Genomic DNA, 17,055 nt, shown 5'->3' on the forward strand with positions numbered 1-17,055 from the left:
TCCTGAATCAGAGAGCGAGCATAGATCAAACAAACATCGGGGGCCGCTACGCCCGAGGCGTCGGACCGGCCCAGCGGGAGCCAGCTCCCTCGCCACGATTCTCCGGTCTGGACCAGATCCAGAGATTGCCCAGGCCCATGCCTGCGAGTGCCAGGTATACCGGCCAGCGGTGATCGAGCATCAGCAGCATAAACCCTGCACAGCACAGCATGCTGACCGTTGCAGCGATCTTGGCCCGGCGCGGGATAACCTTGCCGTTGCGCCAGTTGCGCAGCATCGGCCCGAACAACCGATGGCCCTCCAGCCAAGCGCTCAGGCGCGGCGAACTGCGGGTCGCGGCCCAGGCGGCAAGCAGGATGAATTCGGTGGTGGGCAAGCCCGGCACGACGATGGCCACCAGGCCGATGGCCAGGCTGGTGTAGGCGAGGAGGGCGAAGAGCAGGCGAGTGAATCTGGAAGGGCGTTTCATCAGTGTTCTTCTTTCATGCACATTCCCTGTGGGAACGAGCCGGCTCGCGATGGCGGTGGGTCAGGCGACTTCTGTGGCGACTGAGCCAGTGTCGTCGCGAGCAGGCTCGCTCGCGCAAGGGAAACTGTGAAGGCTTCAGGCCAACTCGGTCGCGTAGGCTTGCTCCAGCAACACGGTAAAGCGGTTGAAGGCCGCCAGCGCTCCTTTGTCCGCCTCGGCTTCCTGCTGTTCGGTGAGGGGCAGCGCGTCGAGGATCCGGGTGAAGGTTTTCCAGCCTTCGGCACGCCCGCCCGCCGGTTCTGCCAAGTGTCGGGCACCAAAGGTTTCGCTCAGCCCCAGCCCCACGGCGCGCTTGATCAGGAACGCGGCGCCAAGCTTGGAACCCTCGGACACGAACAGCCAGCCGAGGGCTTCGGCCTGGGTTGGTTTTTTCACTGCGCCGGCCACTGGCGGCGGCACTTCGGTGTGCAGGTCCACCAGGTCGGCCTTGGCCGCTTCGGCGCGGCAGCGCGCGGGCAGGTCGGCAATCAGCGCGGTCAGTTGCGCGTCGTTGTACAGCGCCACCAGTTCCGACTGGAATTGGTACTGGGCGACGACGAAGCGGGCGTAGCTGGCCTGGGTTTCGAATGGGGCGTGAGCCTTGACCAGCGCGTCGAGCTTGCCGTGGGGCTCGTGGGTGATCTGGTTCAGGCGTTGGGAGCGGGAAAGGGTGCGTTGTGTGCTCATAGCAATTCCTTCGAGTGGAATACATCGTGGCGAGGGAGCTTGCTCCCGCTCGGTTGCGCAGCGAGCGTTAGATCCGGGGGCGCTTCGCCCGAAGCGTCGGACCGTCCCAGCGCGAGCCTGCTCCCTCGCCACAGGTAACTGTCTTGCGTGAAGAATCGGATCAGATATCCCAGATCAGGTTGACCGCGAAGTTGCGCCCAGGGGCGGTCAGGCGGTCGAGGTTGGCCGGGCTCAGCACTGCCGCTTCGCCGACGCTGTCGTAGCCGCGCACGTCGTCCCACAGCCAGTATTTCTTGTCGGTGAGGTTGTAGAGGCCGCCGCTGACGGTGACGTCGTCGGTGACCTTGTAGTACCCGCTCAGGTCGAGGATGCCGAAGCCCGGCGTCTTGAACTGGCTGCTGACGCCGTCAGGAGAGTTGAAGTTGCTGTCGTCGACGCGGTTTTTCTTCTTCACCAGGGTCCAGCTAAGCAAAGTGCCGAACTGCTCCTGGTCATAGCCCAGGCCGAATACGCCGGTCATCGGGTTGATGCTGTTGAGCGGTTCGCCGGTGTCGTCGTTGCGGCCTTGGAGGTAAGCCACCGAACCTTGGGTATAGAGGCCCCGTGGCGCGCCGAACACGTCCAGGTCCAGGCGCCCCTTGGCCTCGATGCCCTTGATGGTAGCGTGCTTGATGTTGTTGCTCTGGAAGGTCAACTGGTCCGCGCCAGGGGTGATGGCGTCCTCGTTGATGAAATCGCGGTACTTGTTGTAGAACACCGCCACGTCGAACGAACCGGAGTCGAAACGACCGCGCAGGCCGGTTTCGTAGCTCTTGCTTTTTTCCGGCTCCAGGTCGGGATTGGGTTCCACGCTGTAGCCCGCGTCCGGGTTATCGAAGCGCCCGTACAGAGCCTTGGCGGTCGGGGTGCGGAAACCCTCGGCGTATTGGCCAAACCAGGTGTATTGGTCGGTCAGGGCGTAAGTCAGCCCGAACTTGGGCGAGACGCGGTGCCAGGTCTTGTTCTCATCACTGACTTTACCGCCGGCGGTAGGGTCAACGGTGCTGAGGAATTCTTCGGTCAGGTGTGGCTTGAGCTGGGTGTAGTCGTAACGCAGCGCCGGTGTGAAGGTCCATTTTTCCCAGCTGATCTGGTCCTGGGCGAACAGGCTGTAGGTGTTGATGGTCGGGTCCGGGAAGTCACTGGCTTTTGCCAGTACGTCCCGCGTGCTGATGGCGCCGACGGCGGCGCAGCCCACGCCGACCGCCAGGCACACGCCATTGCCGCTGCGCGAACCGGTGACTTTCTGCTGTTTGAGCGTGGTGCCGTAGGTCAGCGTGTGATCGGTGTCGGCAATGCTGAATGACTTGTCGACTTGCGCATCAAGCACCCACTGTTTTTCTTCATACAGGGTCTCTCGCGTGCGAAGGACCCTACGGGTGATCGGGAAGTAGAATTCGGCGGTGCTCTGGTCGGTCTTGGCGACCTGGTGGTTCAGGCTCCACTTGATGTTATCGGCCAGCAGGCTGTCGAGCGCGAAGCTGTGCTCCAGGCCGAAACGTTCGCGGGTGATGGTGTCGTTGCCGGTGCGCCACTGGTACATGCCGCCCGGCAGGATGGAGGCGGGAATGGCCGGTTGGCCGTTGGCGTAAGGACCGCCGTAGGCGCTTTTCAGATCGGTGTCACGGTCGTCCTTGTACTTCTCGTAGACCAGGCTCAGGCGTGCGTCATCGTTGTAGTTCCAGCCGAGCTTGGCCAGCACGTTGTTGGCGCGCACGTCCTGCGGGTTGGCCGCGGTGCGGTCCAGGCCGGTGCCATTGTTGCTGCCGTAGGATTCGGTTTCATGGCCGTCGCGCTGGCTGTAGTGCAGCAGGCCGTCGAAGGGCCCGCTGCGACCGGCGACGGTGGCGGACTTGAGCCAGCTCTCGTCGACGGAGCTGTAGCCAGTCTTCAGGCGCGCGCCAACATCCTTGCCCGGCTTGATGATGTCATCCGCATCGAGGGTGAAATAACTCACGACGCCACCAATGGCGTTGCTGCCGTACAGCACCGAGGCCGGTCCGCGCAGGATCTCCACGCGCTTGATGATCTCCGGGTCGACATAGTTGCGCTGGGTCTTGGCGTAGGGGCCGTTGAAGAAACCGCCGGGCACTTCCACGCCGTCGACCTGGGTCAGGATGCGGTTGCCGTCGATGCCGCGGATGTTGTAGCCGCTGATGCCGCCGCGCTCGCCCGCGCCGCCCACCGATACGCCGGGCTCGTAGCGCACCAAGTCCTTGATGGTGTTTACGTTGTTACGGTCCAGTTGCTGGCGATCATGAACTGAAACGGTGCTCGGTACGCGGGTGATGTCCTGTTCTTGACGGGTGGCGCTGATGGTCACCTGCTGCAAGTCCAGCACGTTGCCCGCGCTGCGTTTTTCCAGAACGATGTTGTTGCTGCCCAGTTTGCGGTAGCGCAAGTCGGTCCCCACCAACAGGTGCTCCAAGGCTTTCTCCGGCGACAGCGAGCCGTTGACGCCCGGCGAGGCGATGCCTTCGGCCAGTTCAGCCGGCAGCCCCACCTGCCAGCCTGTGACGGCAGTGAACGCGTTGAGCGCGGAGACCAAGGGCTGCCGGGCGATGTTGAAGCTGTAGTCGCCCATGTTGTGCGCGGGCGGTTGGCCAGCGGCGGCAAGGGCGGCCGGCGCGGCACCGGCCATCAGGATGGCGGCGGTCAGCAATGAAAGTGCGCGGGAAGGGACGAGTAACCGGCAAGTAAGGCGAGAGGACATCGATAGCGCTCCGTGTCGCATCTGTTATAGGTGCAGATCGGCATCGTGGAGATGCGAATCAATTGCATTGGCTATAACGAGACGAACCAGCGGAGGCTATCGAGTAAAAATAATTCTCATTTAGTTCAAAATCACCAGCGCCGGGAATTCCTGCAGGCGCGCGGAGGTGATCTGGGCCAGGGAGCGGACCACGTCCAGGGGCTGGTCGAGGCGGTAGTTGCCCGTCACCGCGACGTTGGCCAGCCGTTCGTTGGTGTTGATGATCCAGCCTGGGTAGTAGCGTCGCAACTCCGCCAAGACCTGGCTCAGCGGACGGTTCTCGAACACCAGTCGGCCCTGCACCCAGGCAAGGTCGGTGCCGGCATCGAGCCGTGCCGGGCGGTCGAAGCCATTGGGGCCGATGCGGATGCTTTCGCCAGCCGACAGCCGCACGTGGGTGTCGTAGCGGGTGGCCCGCAGGTCGACGTCGCCGCGCTGCACCTGGACTTGCGCGACGCCATCCACGTAGCGCACGGCGAACGAGGTGTCGCTGACGCTGGCGGTGACCGGGCCTGCGTCCAGCTCCAACGGCAGATGACGGTTGGCTGGCACCTCGAAGAAAGCTTCGCCCTTGTAGAGCCGGGCCACTTGCCGTTGGTTGTCGAATGAACTGGAGAAGGCCGAATCGGTATTGAGCAGCACCTTGGAGCCGTCTTCCAACTGCAGGCGCTGGCGTTCACCGACCACGGTCAGGTGGTCGGCCTGGAAGCGCAGGGGCAGGTCGCTGAAATTGAACAGTCCCAGCAACAGCACGGCGGCGGTGGCCAGGGGTTTCCAATGGGCGCGCAGGCGCGACAGCGTGGTGATCTTTGGCCGGTCCCTCAGTTGCCGGGCGCTTTCGATTATCTGCGGGCCGTTCCAGATCGCCTGGGCCCTGGCGAACGCTTCGCCATGGCGTGGATCGGCCGCCAGCCAGGCCTGGAAGTGTCGGCGCTGCTCCTCGCTGGGGCTGTCGAGCAGGATCAACCAGTCCAGCGCCTGATCCATGGCGTGGGCGGTGTCCTGCGCCTCGGCGGCTTCAGGTGGGCGATGGTTGTCCGTCACGGTGGATTCTCATTATTGGCGGCAAGCACACGCTACAAGCCGCAAGCGGTAGCTGGCAAGCCCATATCCCGCTTGCGGCTCGAAGCTTGTGGCTTGCCGCTTGTATTCACGGGTTGCGTTCGGCCACGCCCACGCAGATGGCCATGATCAGTTTCAGTTCTTTTTGCACCGTGCTCAGGGACACGCCTAATCGTTGCGCGATGTCCTGGTAGCTGTGGCCATGCAGCCGGCTGAGAATGAAGATCCGCTGTTGACGGGGGCTGAGGGATTGCAGGCTGACGTTGAGGCGTTCGAGCATTTGCGCGGCGTGGGCGGCATCTTCGGCGCTGCTTTGAGGGGCGACGACGTTGTTCACGATGTCCAGCGGCACGTCGTCGACCAGGGCCCGCGACTGGATCCGCCGCGCGCGCAGATGATCCAGCGCCAGATTGCGGGCGGTCTGGAAAACAAAGGGTTCGAGATGATCGACGGTGCGTTCGCTCAAGGCGCGGGTGACACGCAGGTAGGTTTCCTGCAGCAAGTCTTCGGCGGTGCTCGGGTTGTTGACCATCCGCTCGAGGGTGCGCAGCAGCGGGGTACGCTGGGCGAGAAAAATGTGGTGAAAACGCGATTGACTCACGATAGGGCCCGATCCGGTTCGAGTAGATGATAATGCTTATCATCTGCGTCGATGGTCAAGCCTTCATTTCATGAGTGTTGAAACCCTGTGGGAGTGAGTTCGCCAGCGATAGCGGTGGTCCAATCACCCTATGATCCAGGCTGACCGGACGCTATCGCGAGCAAGCTCGCTCTCACAGAAAAGCTTCCTGCTGCTGGGCAGTTACTCCGCGTTACACAACGCCAGGCAGTTATCCAGCATGCGGTTGGAGAAGCCCCATTCGTTGTCATACCAGGCCAGCACCTTGAGCAGCTTGCCGCTGGCTTTGGTGTGGTTGGCATCGAAGATCGACGACAACGGGTTGTGGTTGAAATCGCTGGAGACCAACGGCAGGGTGTTGTAGCCGAGGATCTTGGAGTGCTGGCTGGCCTGCTTGAGCAGTGCGTTGACTTCATCGGCCGACGCTTCGCGCTTGAGTTGCACGGTGAGGTCCACCAGGGAGACGTTGATCACCGGCACGCGCACGGCCATGCCGGTCAACTTGCCCGCCAGTTCCGGCAGCACCAGGCCCACGGCTTCGGCGGCGCCGGTCTTGCTCGGGATCATGTTCTGGGTGGCCGAGCGGGCGCGGTACGGGTCGCTGTGATAGACGTCGGTCAGGTTCTGGTCGTTGGTGTAGGCATGGATGGTGGTCATCAGGCCGCTTTCGATGCCGAGCTCGCGGTGCAGCACCTGGGCCACCGGGGCCAAACAGTTGGTGGTGCACGACGCGTTGGAAATGATCTGGTGGGACTGGCGCAAGATGTCATGGTTGACGCCGTACACCACAGTGGCATCGGCGCCCTTGGCCGGGGCCGAGATAATCACTTTGCGAGCGCCGGCACTGATGTGGGCGGCAGCCTTGGCGCGGTCGGTAAACAGACCGGTGCATTCAAACACCACATCGATCTTTTCGGCGGCCCAGGGCAGCTCGGCTGGGTTGCGGATGGCACTGACCGAAATGCGGTCGCCATTGACCGTCAGGCTTTCGTGATCGTGCTGCACGTCGGCATCGAAAGTGCCATGCACGGTGTCGAACTTGAGCAGATGAGCGTTGATCGCACTGTCGCCCAGGTCGTTGATGGCGACGATCTGCAGGTCGCGACGATAGCCTTGGGTATACAGTGCGCGGAGGACGTTGCGGCCGATGCGGCCAAAACCATTGATTGCGATTCGAAGAGTCATTAACTGCGCCGCCATCGATTTGTTGTTGGAATTACAAGATTATTCGCATAAAAATAGAAAACAAGCCTTTTTAGTGGCAATATTTTGTTTTATCTACAACGAGTGACCTGAATCAACTGGTCCGATTGGTCAAAAACCGTTTGTCGCCTTGTCTTTCACCGGGTGTGCAACGGGCTTTTAACCAGCATAGACAATCAGGTCGCCACACCCGCTAGCCTGGAGTTCTACACATGCATCCCCGCGTACTTGAGGTCACCGAACGGCTTATCGCCCGCAGTCGCGCTACGCGCGAGGCTTACCTTGCACTGATCCGCGGTGCAGCCAGCGACGGGCCGATGCGCGGCAAGCTGCAGTGCGCCAACTTCGCCCATGGCGTGGCCGGTTGCGGCACTGAAGACAAGCACCACCTGCGGATGATGAACGCCGCCAACATCGCCATCGTGTCGTCCTACAACGACATGCTCTCGGCCCACCAGCCCTACGAAACATTTCCAGAACAAATCAAGAAAGCCCTGCGCGAGATCGGCTCGGTTGGCCAGTTCGCCGGCGGCACGCCCGCCATGTGCGACGGCGTGACCCAGGGTGAGGCGGGGATGGAACTGAGCTTGCCGAGCCGTGAAGTGATCGCACTGTCCACGGCGGTGGCGTTGTCCCACAACATGTTCGACGGCGCGCTGATGCTCGGCATCTGCGACAAAATCGTCCCTGGCCTGATGATGGGCGCGCTGCGCTTCGGTCATCTGCCGACGATCTTCGTGCCCGGCGGGCCGATGGTCTCGGGCATTTCCAACAAGGAAAAAGCCGACGTACGCCAGCGCTACGCCGAGGGCAAGGCCAGCCGCGAAGAGCTGCTGGAATCGGAAATGAAGTCCTACCACAGCCCGGGCACCTGCACGTTCTACGGCACCGCCAACACCAATCAGTTGCTGATGGAAGTGATGGGCCTGCATTTGCCGGGCGCTTCGTTCGTCAACCCGAACACGCCGCTGCGCGATGCGTTGACCCGTGAGGCCGCGTTCCAGGTGACGCGCCTGACCAAGCAGAGCGGCAACTTCATGCCCATCGGCGAAATCGTCGACGAACGCTCACTGGTCAACTCCATCGTTGCACTGCACGCCACCGGCGGTTCCACCAACCACACCCTGCACATGCCGGCCATCGCCATGGCGGCGGGCATCCAGCTGACCTGGCAGGACATGGCCGACCTCTCCGAAGTGGTGCCGACCCTCAGCCACGTCTACCCGAACGGCAAGGCCGATATCAACCACTTCCAGGCGGCGGGCGGTATGTCCTTCCTGATCCGCGAATTGCTGGAAGCAGGCCTGCTCCACGAAAACGTCAACACCGTGCTCGGCCATGGCCTGAGTCGCTACACCCAGGAGCCGTTCCTGGAGGATGGCGAGCTGGTCTGGCGCGACGGCCCGACCGAAAGCCTCGACGAAACCATCCTGCGTCCGGTGGCCCGTGCTTTCTCCTCAGAAGGCGGGTTGCGGGTGATGGAAGGCAATCTCGGGCGTGGGGTCATGAAGGTTTCGGCCGTGGCCTTGGAAAACCAGATCGTCGAAGCGCCGGCCATGGTCTTCCAGGATCAGCAGGACCTGGCGGATGCGTTCAAGGCGGGTCTGCTGGAGAAGGATTTTGTCGCGGTGATGCGCTTCCAGGGCCCGCGCTCCAACGGCATGCCGGAGCTGCACAAGATGACGCCGTTCCTCGGCGTGCTGCAGGACCGTGGCTTCAAGGTGGCGCTGGTCACTGATGGACGCATGTCCGGGGCATCCGGGAAAATCCCGGCGGCCATTCATGTCAGCCCTGAAGCTTATGTCGGCGGCGCGTTGGCGCGGGTGCAGGAGGGCGATATCATCCGCGTCGATGGCGTCAAAGGCACCTTGGAGTTGAAGGTCGACGCCGAGGAATTCGCCGCGCGCGAACCGGCCAAGGGCCTGTTGGGCAACAACATCGGCACTGGTCGCGAGCTGTTCGGTTTCATGCGCATGGCCTTCAGCTCGGCAGAGCAGGGCGCCAGCGCCTTCACTTCTGCCCTGGAGACGCTTAATTGAAACTGGCTTTGGTCGGTGACATCGGTGGGACCAACGCGCGTTTCGCCCTGTGGAAGAACCACAACCTGGAGAATATCCAGGTGCTGGCGACAGCGGATTACGCCTGCCCGGAAGATGCCATCGAGGTTTACTTGAATGGCATGGGAATGAAACCGGGCGCCATCGGTTCGGTGTGCCTGTCGGTGGCCGGCCCCGTGAGCGGCGATGAGTTTCGTTTTACCAACAATCACTGGCGCCTGAGCAACCTGGCGTTCTGCCAGAGGTTGCAGGTGGAGAAACTGTTGCTGGTCAACGACTTCTCCGCCATGGCCCTGGGCATGACCTGCTTGCGTCCGGATGAGTACCGGGTTGTCTGCCAGGGCACGCCGGAGCCGATGCGCCCGGCGGTGGTGATCGGCCCGGGCACCGGGCTGGGCGTCGGTACGCTGCTGGACTTGGGCGAGGGCCGTTTTGCGGCGTTGCCAGGGGAGGGCGGCCATGTCGACCTGCCGATGAGCAGTCCGCGCGAGACCCAGCTCTGGCAGCACATCTACAACGAGATCGGCCACGTCAGCGCCGAAACCGCCCTGAGCGGCAGCGGCCTGCCCCGTGTCTACCGGGCGATTTGCGCGGTGGACGGTCATGACCCGGTGCTCGATACCCCCGAGTCGATCACCGCCGCCGGGCTGGCCGGCGACCCTATCGCCCTGGAAGTGCTCGAGCAGTTCTGCCGGTGGCTGGGCCGCGTGGCCGGCAACAACGTACTCACGGTGGGCGGGCGTGGCGGCGTGTACATCGTTGGCGGCGTGGTCCCGCGGTTTGCCGATTTCTTCGTCGAAAGCGGTTTCGCCAAATCCTTCGCCGACAAGGGCTGCATGAGCGATTATTTCAAGGGTATTCCGGTCTGGCTGGTGACGGCGCCATACTCCGGCCTGATGGGCGCGGGCGTGGCGTTGGAGCAATCCTCCACGATTTGAAATTGGAAACTCGCCCCTGTGGGAGCGAGCTTGCTCGCGATGATGGAGTGTCAGTCGCCATTGAGATTGACTGATACACCGCTATCGCGAGCAAGCTCGCTCCCACAAGGGGCTCTGGAGTGTTTGTAAAACCCGGCCATCAGGCATAATCGCCCCCAATCCACACAACAAGGACGAGGCCCCGTGAGTGCAGTGAACAAATCGATTTTGTTGGTCGACGATGACCAGGAGATTCGCGAACTGCTGGACACTTACCTCAGCCGTGCGGGTTTCCAGGTGCGCACCACGCCTGATGGCGCCGGGTTTCGCCAGGCCTTGAACGAGGCGCCAAGCGACCTGGTGATCCTCGATGTGATGCTGCCCGATGAGGACGGTTTCAGCCTGTGCCGCTGGGTTCGCGAACATCCACGCCAGGCCCATGTGCCGATCATCATGCTCACCGCCAGCTCCGACGAAGCCGACCGGGTCATTGGCCTGGAATTGGGTGCCGATGATTACCTGGGCAAGCCGTTCAGCCCGCGTGAATTGCAGGCGCGCATCAAGGCGCTGCTGCGCCGGGCGCAGTTCGGCCAGGAGCGGACGGGCGGCGACGTGCTGGCCTTTGACGAGTGGCGGCTGGACATGGTCAGCCATCGGCTGTTCCACGCCGACGGTGAAGAGGTGATTCTCTCCGGCGCTGATTTTGCCCTGCTCAAGTTGTTCCTCGACCACCCTCAGGAGATCCTCGACCGTGACACCATCGGCAACGCTACGCGTGGGCGCGAACTGATGCCCTTGGACCGAATCGTCGACATGGCGGTCAGTCGCCTGCGCCAGCGCCTGCGCGACACGGAAAAGCCGCCGCGGTTGATCCGCACGGTGCGCGGCAGTGGTTATCAACTGGCGGCCAGTGTGGTTGCCAGCAATGGTCACTGAAGCGATCAGGAAAGTCGTGCGCCGGGTGCCCGTGCCACGCTCGTTGCTGGGGCGGATGCTGCTGCTGACGCTACTGGTGGTGCTGTTCGCCCAGACGCTGTCCAGTCTGATCTGGGTCTCCCAATTGCGCGCCACCCAGCTTGAAGGCCTGGTCACCAGCGCGCGCAGCCTTGCCCATTCGATGACCGCCACTGTCAGTTATCTGCGCTCGCTGCCGGTGGCGTACCGGCCCCTGGTGCTGGACCAGTTGCGCAGCATGGGCGGCACACGCTTTGTCGTCACCCTCAACGACAAGCCGCTGGGCATGGACGTGCTGCCCGTGACGCCGCGAAAGCTGGCGGTGCTCCAGGCCGTGGATGACGTGCTGCGGCGCTCCCTGGGCAGCAGCGCCGACATCTCGGTCAAATTCGTCAGCCCTGAAGACCTGCGGATTTTCAACGGCGGGCTCAAGCTCGACGAGCTGCCGCGATCATGGGCCCATTACGCCTTGACGCTTGAGCCGGTGAATCCGCCGGTCCTGGTCACGCAAATCCAGATGGCGCCGGGTGAATGGCTTTACATCGCCTCGCTGCTGCCCGAACCCTATACCAGCCTCGAAGAGCAGGATCTGCCCAAGCAGCAGGTGGGCTTCATCGTGCTCACCAGCAGCCTGTTGCTGTTGTTCATCGGCTTGTTGGTGCATTGGCAGAGCCGACCATTGAAACGCCTGGCCCGAGCGGCGCGGGACATGTCCCTCGGTGCCGAAGTGGAACCGGTGGCCGAGGGTGGCGGCAGCGAAGTGGTGGAGGTGGGCCGGGCTTTCAATGCCATGCGCGAGCGCATCAGCCGCTATTTGACCGAGCGCAGCCAGTTGTTCAGCGCCATCTCCCACGATCTGCGCACGCCGATTACCCGGCTGCGGTTGCGGGTCGAGCTGCTGGAGGATGAAAACCTGCAAGCCAAGTTCGGCCGAGACCTGGATGAGCTGGAGCTGTTGGTCAAGGGGGCGCTGCAATGTGTGAAGGACACCGACATCCACGAAAACATCGAGCCGGTGGACCTCAACCATGTGCTGGATTGCCTGGTAGAGCCTTATCTGGCGCCCAACGGCAACGGCCGAGTGACCCAGGATGGCCGGGCGCTGGCGCCGTATCCCGGCAAGCCGCTGGCCCTCAAGCGGTGCATCGGCAACCTGATCGACAACGCCTTGAAATACGGCCAGAGAGCCCATTTGCACATCGATGATGATGAGTCGGCGTTCATCCTGCATGTCGATGACGAAGGCCCGGGCGTACCGGAGCAACGCCTCGAACAAGTCTTCGAGCCGCACTTTCGCCTGGCCGGGCAGCAGCAGGGGTACGGCCTGGGGCTGGGTATCGCACGCAACATTGCCCACAGCCATGGCGGTGAGGTGAGTTTGCAGAACCTGCGCGAGGGTGGGTTGCGGGTGACGTTGCAGTTGCCTCGCAGCGTGGATTGATTAGACCGCGTTATCGTCCGTCGCGAGCAGGCTCGCTACCACAGGGGATCTGCGTCAAACAGGATATGCGCGTCAATGAGGTCCAATGTGGGAGCGAGCCTGCTCCGGGCGGCGTTCCGACGAAGGCGCCCATCGCTTCAACACATATCCATGCCAATGTCACAACTCGGTGACATAACTCGCCCCTTTCGTTACCTGCCGTCAACCCTCCCTTGTTTAGACTCCCTGCGTCAAAACAACAAAAAAGGTATCTCGATGGACACCTTCCAACCGGCGTTCAGCAGTTGGCTGAATGCGCCCGTCCACCAGCAATGGCTTGCCGCAGAAGGCTTGCGTCTGCTGACGTTCGCCAAGGCCTCGAAGCTGCCGGACGGCTTTGGCAACCTGGACGAATTGGGCCGCCTGCCGGCCGATGCCCGGGCCGAAACCATGAATACCGCGCGCATGACCCACAGCTTCGCCATGGCCCACATCCAAGGCCTGCCGGGGTTCGCCGAGCTGGTTGACCATGGCGTACAGGCGCTCATGGGGCCGCTGCGCGATGCCGAGCATGGCGGTTGGTTCGCCAAGACCGATCCGGCTGAAAACGAGGCTGGAAAAGCCGCTTATCTGCATGCTTTCGTTGCCCTGGCAGCCAGCTCTGCGGTCGTGGCCCAGCGCCCTGACGCCGAGGCTCTGCTCAAGGAGGCGGTGCGGGTCATCGACGAACATTTCTGGTGCGAGGAAGAGGGTGCCCTGCGTGAATCCTTCAACCGCGACTGGTCAGAAGAAGAGGCCTATCGCGGCGCCAACAGCAACATGCACGGCACCGAAGCCTTCCTCGCCCTCGCCGATGCCACGGACGATCCGCGCTGGCTGGCTCGCGCGTTGCGTATCGTCGAGCGGGTGATCCATGGTCACGCGGCCGCCAACGACTACATGGTCGTCGAGCATTTCGACCGCGACTGGCAGCCGCTGCGCGAGTACAACCACGACAACCCGGCCGATGGGTTTCGTCCCTACGGCACCACCCCTGGCCATGGTTTCGAATGGGCGCGGCTGTTGTTGCACCTCGAGGCCGCACGCGTGCAGATCGGCATGCTGACGCCGGGCTGGCTGGCCCAGGACGCTCAGAAACTGTTCGACCAGAACTGCCGCCATGGCTGGAACGTCGACGGTGCCCCGGGCATCGTTTACACGCTGGACTGGGACAATCGCGCCGTGGTTCGCCATCGCCTGCACTGGGTGCATGCCGAAGCGGCAGCGGCGGCCAGTGCCTTGCTCAAACGTACCGACGAGGCTCGATACGAAGCGTGGTACCGGCGCTTCTGGGAATTTTGTGACAAACATTTCATCGATCGCTGCAACGGCAGCTGGCATCACGAGCTCGACCCGCAGAACCGCCCCAGCGCCGACATCTGGCCGGGCAAGCCGGACCTTTATCATGCCTGGCAAGCGGTGTTGATCCCTCGTCTGCCGTTGGCCCCGAGCATGGCGTCAGCCTTGGCGCGGTTGTCCGATCCTGCACCTGTGTAACCATGTCGTGACATATCCACGTCCCTTCGTTACCTGCGAAGGGATAACCCCTGATTAGAATCCATGCAGCGCAAGCACCAGACTTGCATGCATAACAACAAGAAAGGTACTTCTAGATGAATGCGATTTCTCGCCTCGCTACTGTCATTTCTCTTGCTTCCTTGCTTCCCGTCGCAGCATTCCCTGTCAGCGCCCTGGCCGCCGAATCGAAAGGTTCCGTGGAAGTCGTCCACTGGTGGACGTCGGGCGGTGAAAAAGCCGCGGTCGATGTGCTCAAGGCTCAAGTAGAAAAAGACGGTTTTACCTGGAAGGACGGCGCCGTCGCTGGCGGTGGCGGTTCTACCGCCATGACCGTGCTCAAGAGCCGCGCCGTGGCCGGCAACCCACCGGGCGTTGCCCAGATCAAAGGCCCGGACATCCAGGAATGGGCGACCACCGGCCTGCTCGACACCGACGTCCTCAAGGACGTTTCCAAGGCAGAAAAGTGGGACAGCCTGCTCGACAAGAAAGTCTCCGATACCGTGAAGTACGAAGGTGACTACGTCGCCGTGCCGGTGAACATCCACCGCGTCAACTGGCTGTGGATCAACCCGGAAGTCTTCAAGAAAGCCGGTATCACCAAGAATCCAACCACCCTCGAAGAATTCTACGCCGCCGGCGACAAGCTCAAGGCCGCGGGCTTCATCCCCCTGGCCCACGGTGGCCAGCCTTGGCAGGACAGCACCGTGTTCGAAGCGGTGGTGCTCTCGGTCATGGGCGCTGATGGCTACAAGAAAGCACTGGTCGACCTGGACAACAAAGCGTTGACCGGCCCGGAAATGGTCAAGGCGCTGACCGAGCTGAAGAAAGTCGCGACCTACATGGACGCCGATGGCAAGGGCCAGGACTGGAACCTGGAAGCGGCCAAGGTCATCAATGGCAAGGCCGGCATGCAGATCATGGGTGACTGGGCCAAGAGCGAGTGGACTGCCGCGAAGAAAGTCGCCGGCAAGGACTACGAGTGCGTAGCGTTCCCGGGTACCGAGAAGGCCTTCACCTACAACATCGACTCCCTGGCGGTGTTCAAGCAGAAGGATGCAGGCACTGCGGCGGGCCAGCAGGACATCGCCAAGGTCGTGCTGGGTGAGAACTTCCAGAAAGTCTTCAGCATCAACAAGGGTTCGATCCCGGTGCGCAACGACATGCTGGCCGACATGGGCAAGTACGGTTTCGATTCCTGCGCCCAGACCGCCGCCAAGGACTTCCTGGCGGACGCCAAGAATGGCGGCCTGCAACCGAGCATGGCGCACAACATGGCGACCACGCTGGCCGTGCAAGGCGCGTTCTTTGACGTCGTGACCAACTACATCAACGACCCGAAAGCCGATCCGGCCGACGCCGCCAAGAAACTTGGCGCAGCGGTTCAGTCTGCGAAGTAACCGCTAACCCCTGTGGAAGCGAGCCTGCTCGCGAAAGCATAGTGTCAGGCAGCAGTGCATGAGCTGATACGACGCCATCGCGAGCAGGCTCGCTCCCACAAGGAACAAACTTGTAGTTTTTCCTGGTACTGGATTTCCCCATGAGTTCTGTTGCTGTGTTCAGCAAGGCCTCGCCTTTCGATGCATTGCAGCGCTGGCTACCAAAACTGGTGCTGGCGCCGAGCATGTTCATCGTCCTGGTGGGCTTTTATGGCTACATCCTGTGGACGTTCGTCCTGTCGTTCACGACGTCGACTTTCCTGCCTACCTATAAATGGGCGGGCCTGGCTCAGTATGCGCGGCTGTGGGACAACGACCGCTGGTGGGTGGCCAGCAAGAACCTCGCGGTGTTCGGCGGGATGTTCATCGGCATCACCCTGGTCATCGGCGTGCTGCTGGCGGTGTTTCTCGACCAACGTATTCGCCGCGAAGGTTTCATCCGCACCATTTACCTGTACCCAATGGCGCTCTCGATGATCGTCACCGGTACCGCTTGGAAGTGGCTGCTCAACCCGGGCATGGGCCTGGACAAATTGTTGCGTGACTGGGGTTGGGAAGGCTTCCGCCTGGACTGGCTGATCGACCCCGATCGCGTGGTGTATTGCCTGGTGATCGCTGCCGTTTGGCAGGCCTCGGGCTTCATCATGGCGATGTTCCTGGCCGGCCTGCGAGGCGTGGACCAGTCGATCATCCGCGCCGCGCAGATCGATGGCGCGAGCATGCCGCGCATCTACTGGAAAGTCGTACTGCCGAGCCTGCGCCCAGTGTTCTTCAGCGCCGTGATGATCCTGGCGCACATTGCGATCAAGAGCTTCGACTTGGTGGCGGCCATGACGGCCGGTGGTCCGGGCTACTCCTCCGACCTGCCTGCCATGTTCATGTATTCGTTCACCTTCAGTCGCGGTCAGATGGGCATGGGCTCGGCCAGTGCAATCCTGATGCTCGGTGCGATCCTCGCGATCATCGTGCCTTACTTGTATTCCGAGCTGAGGGCCAAGCGTCATGACTAGTCTCGCTGCGAAACCTTCCATCAGCCGCATCGCGATCTATGCGGTGCTGATTGTTGCGGTACTGCTTTACCTGGTGCCGTTGGTGGTCATGCTGTTGACCAGCTTCAAGACGCCGGAAGACATCAGCACCGGCAACCTGTTGAGCTGGCCGACCGTGGTCAGCGGCATCGGCTGGGTCAAGGCCTGGGCGACGGTCAACGGTTACTTCTGGAACTCGATCAAGATCACCGTGCCGGCCGTACTGATTTCCACGGCCATCGGTGCACTGAACGGTTATGTGCTGTCGATGTGGCGCTTCCGTGGCTCGCAGTTGTTCTTCGGCCTGCTGCTGTTCGGTTGCTTCCTGCCGTTCCAGACCGTGCTGCTGCCGGCCTCGTTCACCCTCGGCAAGATGGGCCTGGCAAGCACCACCACTGGCCTGGTGTTTGTCCACGTCGTCTACGGCCTGGCGTTCACCACGCTGTTCTTCCGTAACTACTACGTGAGTATTCCCGACGCGCTGGTGAAGGCGGCGCGCCTCGATGGCGCCGGGTTCTTCACGATATTCCGGCGGATCATCCTGCCGATGTCGACGCCGATCATCATGGTCTGCCTTATCTGGCAGTTCACGCAGATCTGGAATGACTTCCTGTTCGGCGTGGTGTTCTCCAGCGGTGACTCCCAGCCCATCACGGTGGCGCTGAACAACCTGGTCAACACCAGCACCGGGGCCAAGGAATATAACGTGGACATGGCGGCGGCGATGATCGCCGGGCTGCCGACCCTGCTGGTCTATGTGATCGCAGGCAAGTATTTCGTGCGCGGCCTCACGGCTGGCGCGGTCAAGGGGTAATC

Annotated in this window: 14 protein-coding genes; 8 read left to right on the plus strand and 6 right to left on the minus strand. The window is 62.2% G+C overall.

All coding sequences use genetic code 11. The features are described 5' to 3' along the window. Positions 1-46 precede the first annotated feature (46 nt). From M1D68_RS06175 to gap, 6 genes are all read right to left on the minus strand, one after another. Complete coding sequence (locus M1D68_RS06175; RefSeq protein ID WP_434609957.1) at positions 47-469, minus strand: YbaN family protein; 423 nt, start codon at positions 467-469, stop codon at positions 47-49. A gap of 135 nt (positions 470-604) precedes the next feature. Further along, positions 605-1,195, minus strand: a complete 591-nt coding sequence (locus tag M1D68_RS06180; RefSeq protein ID WP_457969661.1) for a biliverdin-producing heme oxygenase — start codon at positions 1,193-1,195, stop codon at positions 605-607. Between the two features lie 160 nt (positions 1,196-1,355). Then, complete coding sequence (locus tag M1D68_RS06185) at positions 1,356-3,947, minus strand: TonB-dependent receptor (RefSeq protein ID WP_457969663.1); 2,592 nt, start codon at positions 3,945-3,947, stop codon at positions 1,356-1,358. Positions 3,948-4,067: 120 nt separating this feature from the next. Beyond that, positions 4,068-5,030, minus strand: a complete 963-nt coding sequence (locus tag M1D68_RS06190; protein ID WP_420764346.1) for a FecR family protein — start codon at positions 5,028-5,030, stop codon at positions 4,068-4,070. 106 nt (positions 5,031-5,136) lie between these two features. Then, positions 5,137-5,649, minus strand: a complete 513-nt coding sequence (locus tag M1D68_RS06195; protein WP_457969665.1) for an RNA polymerase sigma factor — start codon at positions 5,647-5,649, stop codon at positions 5,137-5,139. A 201-nt stretch (positions 5,650-5,850) separates the two neighbouring features. Beyond that, positions 5,851-6,852, minus strand: a complete 1,002-nt coding sequence (gene gap / locus M1D68_RS06200; RefSeq protein WP_039593774.1) for a type I glyceraldehyde-3-phosphate dehydrogenase — start codon at positions 6,850-6,852, stop codon at positions 5,851-5,853. A 230-nt stretch (positions 6,853-7,082) separates the two neighbouring features. Here gap and edd point away from each other — a divergent pair, with 230 nt between their 5' ends. The 8 genes from edd to M1D68_RS06240 all read left to right on the plus strand — a co-directional run bounded on the left by edd (position 7,083) and on the right by M1D68_RS06240 (position 17,053). Then, on the plus strand, positions 7,083-8,909 hold the full coding sequence (gene edd / locus M1D68_RS06205) for a phosphogluconate dehydratase (RefSeq protein ID WP_457969668.1): 1,827 nt from the start codon (positions 7,083-7,085) through the stop codon (positions 8,907-8,909). Continuing rightward, positions 8,906-9,865, plus strand: a complete 960-nt coding sequence (locus M1D68_RS06210; RefSeq protein ID WP_420764393.1) for a glucokinase — start codon at positions 8,906-8,908, stop codon at positions 9,863-9,865. Before edd ends, M1D68_RS06210 begins: the two co-directional genes overlap by 4 nt. A 183-nt stretch (positions 9,866-10,048) precedes the next feature. Beyond that, positions 10,049-10,780 (plus strand): response regulator, encoded by a 732-nt coding sequence (locus M1D68_RS06215; protein WP_420764394.1) that lies wholly within the window; start codon positions 10,049-10,051, stop codon positions 10,778-10,780. Next, entirely contained in the window at positions 10,770-12,239 is a 1,470-nt protein-coding gene (locus M1D68_RS06220) for an ATP-binding protein (RefSeq protein ID WP_420764395.1), read from the plus strand. The genes M1D68_RS06215 and M1D68_RS06220 overlap by 11 nt, the downstream gene beginning before the upstream one ends. A 255-nt stretch (positions 12,240-12,494) precedes the next feature. Continuing rightward, entirely contained in the window at positions 12,495-13,754 is a 1,260-nt protein-coding gene (locus M1D68_RS06225) for a D-mannose isomerase (protein WP_457969671.1), read from the plus strand. A 116-nt stretch (positions 13,755-13,870) separates the two neighbouring features. Continuing rightward, positions 13,871-15,172: an ABC transporter substrate-binding protein gene (locus tag M1D68_RS06230; protein ID WP_420764397.1), complete on the plus strand. Its 1,302-nt coding sequence runs from the start codon at positions 13,871-13,873 to the stop codon at positions 15,170-15,172. Positions 15,173-15,312: 140 nt separating this feature from the next. Then, positions 15,313-16,221, plus strand: coding sequence for a carbohydrate ABC transporter permease (locus M1D68_RS06235; protein ID WP_030139360.1), 909 nt, complete (start codon positions 15,313-15,315; stop codon positions 16,219-16,221). Then, positions 16,214-17,053, plus strand: coding sequence for a carbohydrate ABC transporter permease (locus M1D68_RS06240; protein WP_420764398.1), 840 nt, complete (start codon positions 16,214-16,216; stop codon positions 17,051-17,053). The genes M1D68_RS06235 and M1D68_RS06240 overlap by 8 nt, the downstream gene beginning before the upstream one ends. The last annotated feature ends 2 nt before the right edge of the window (positions 17,054-17,055 follow it).

It is taken from the genome of Pseudomonas sp. R4-84, assembly GCF_054130985.1.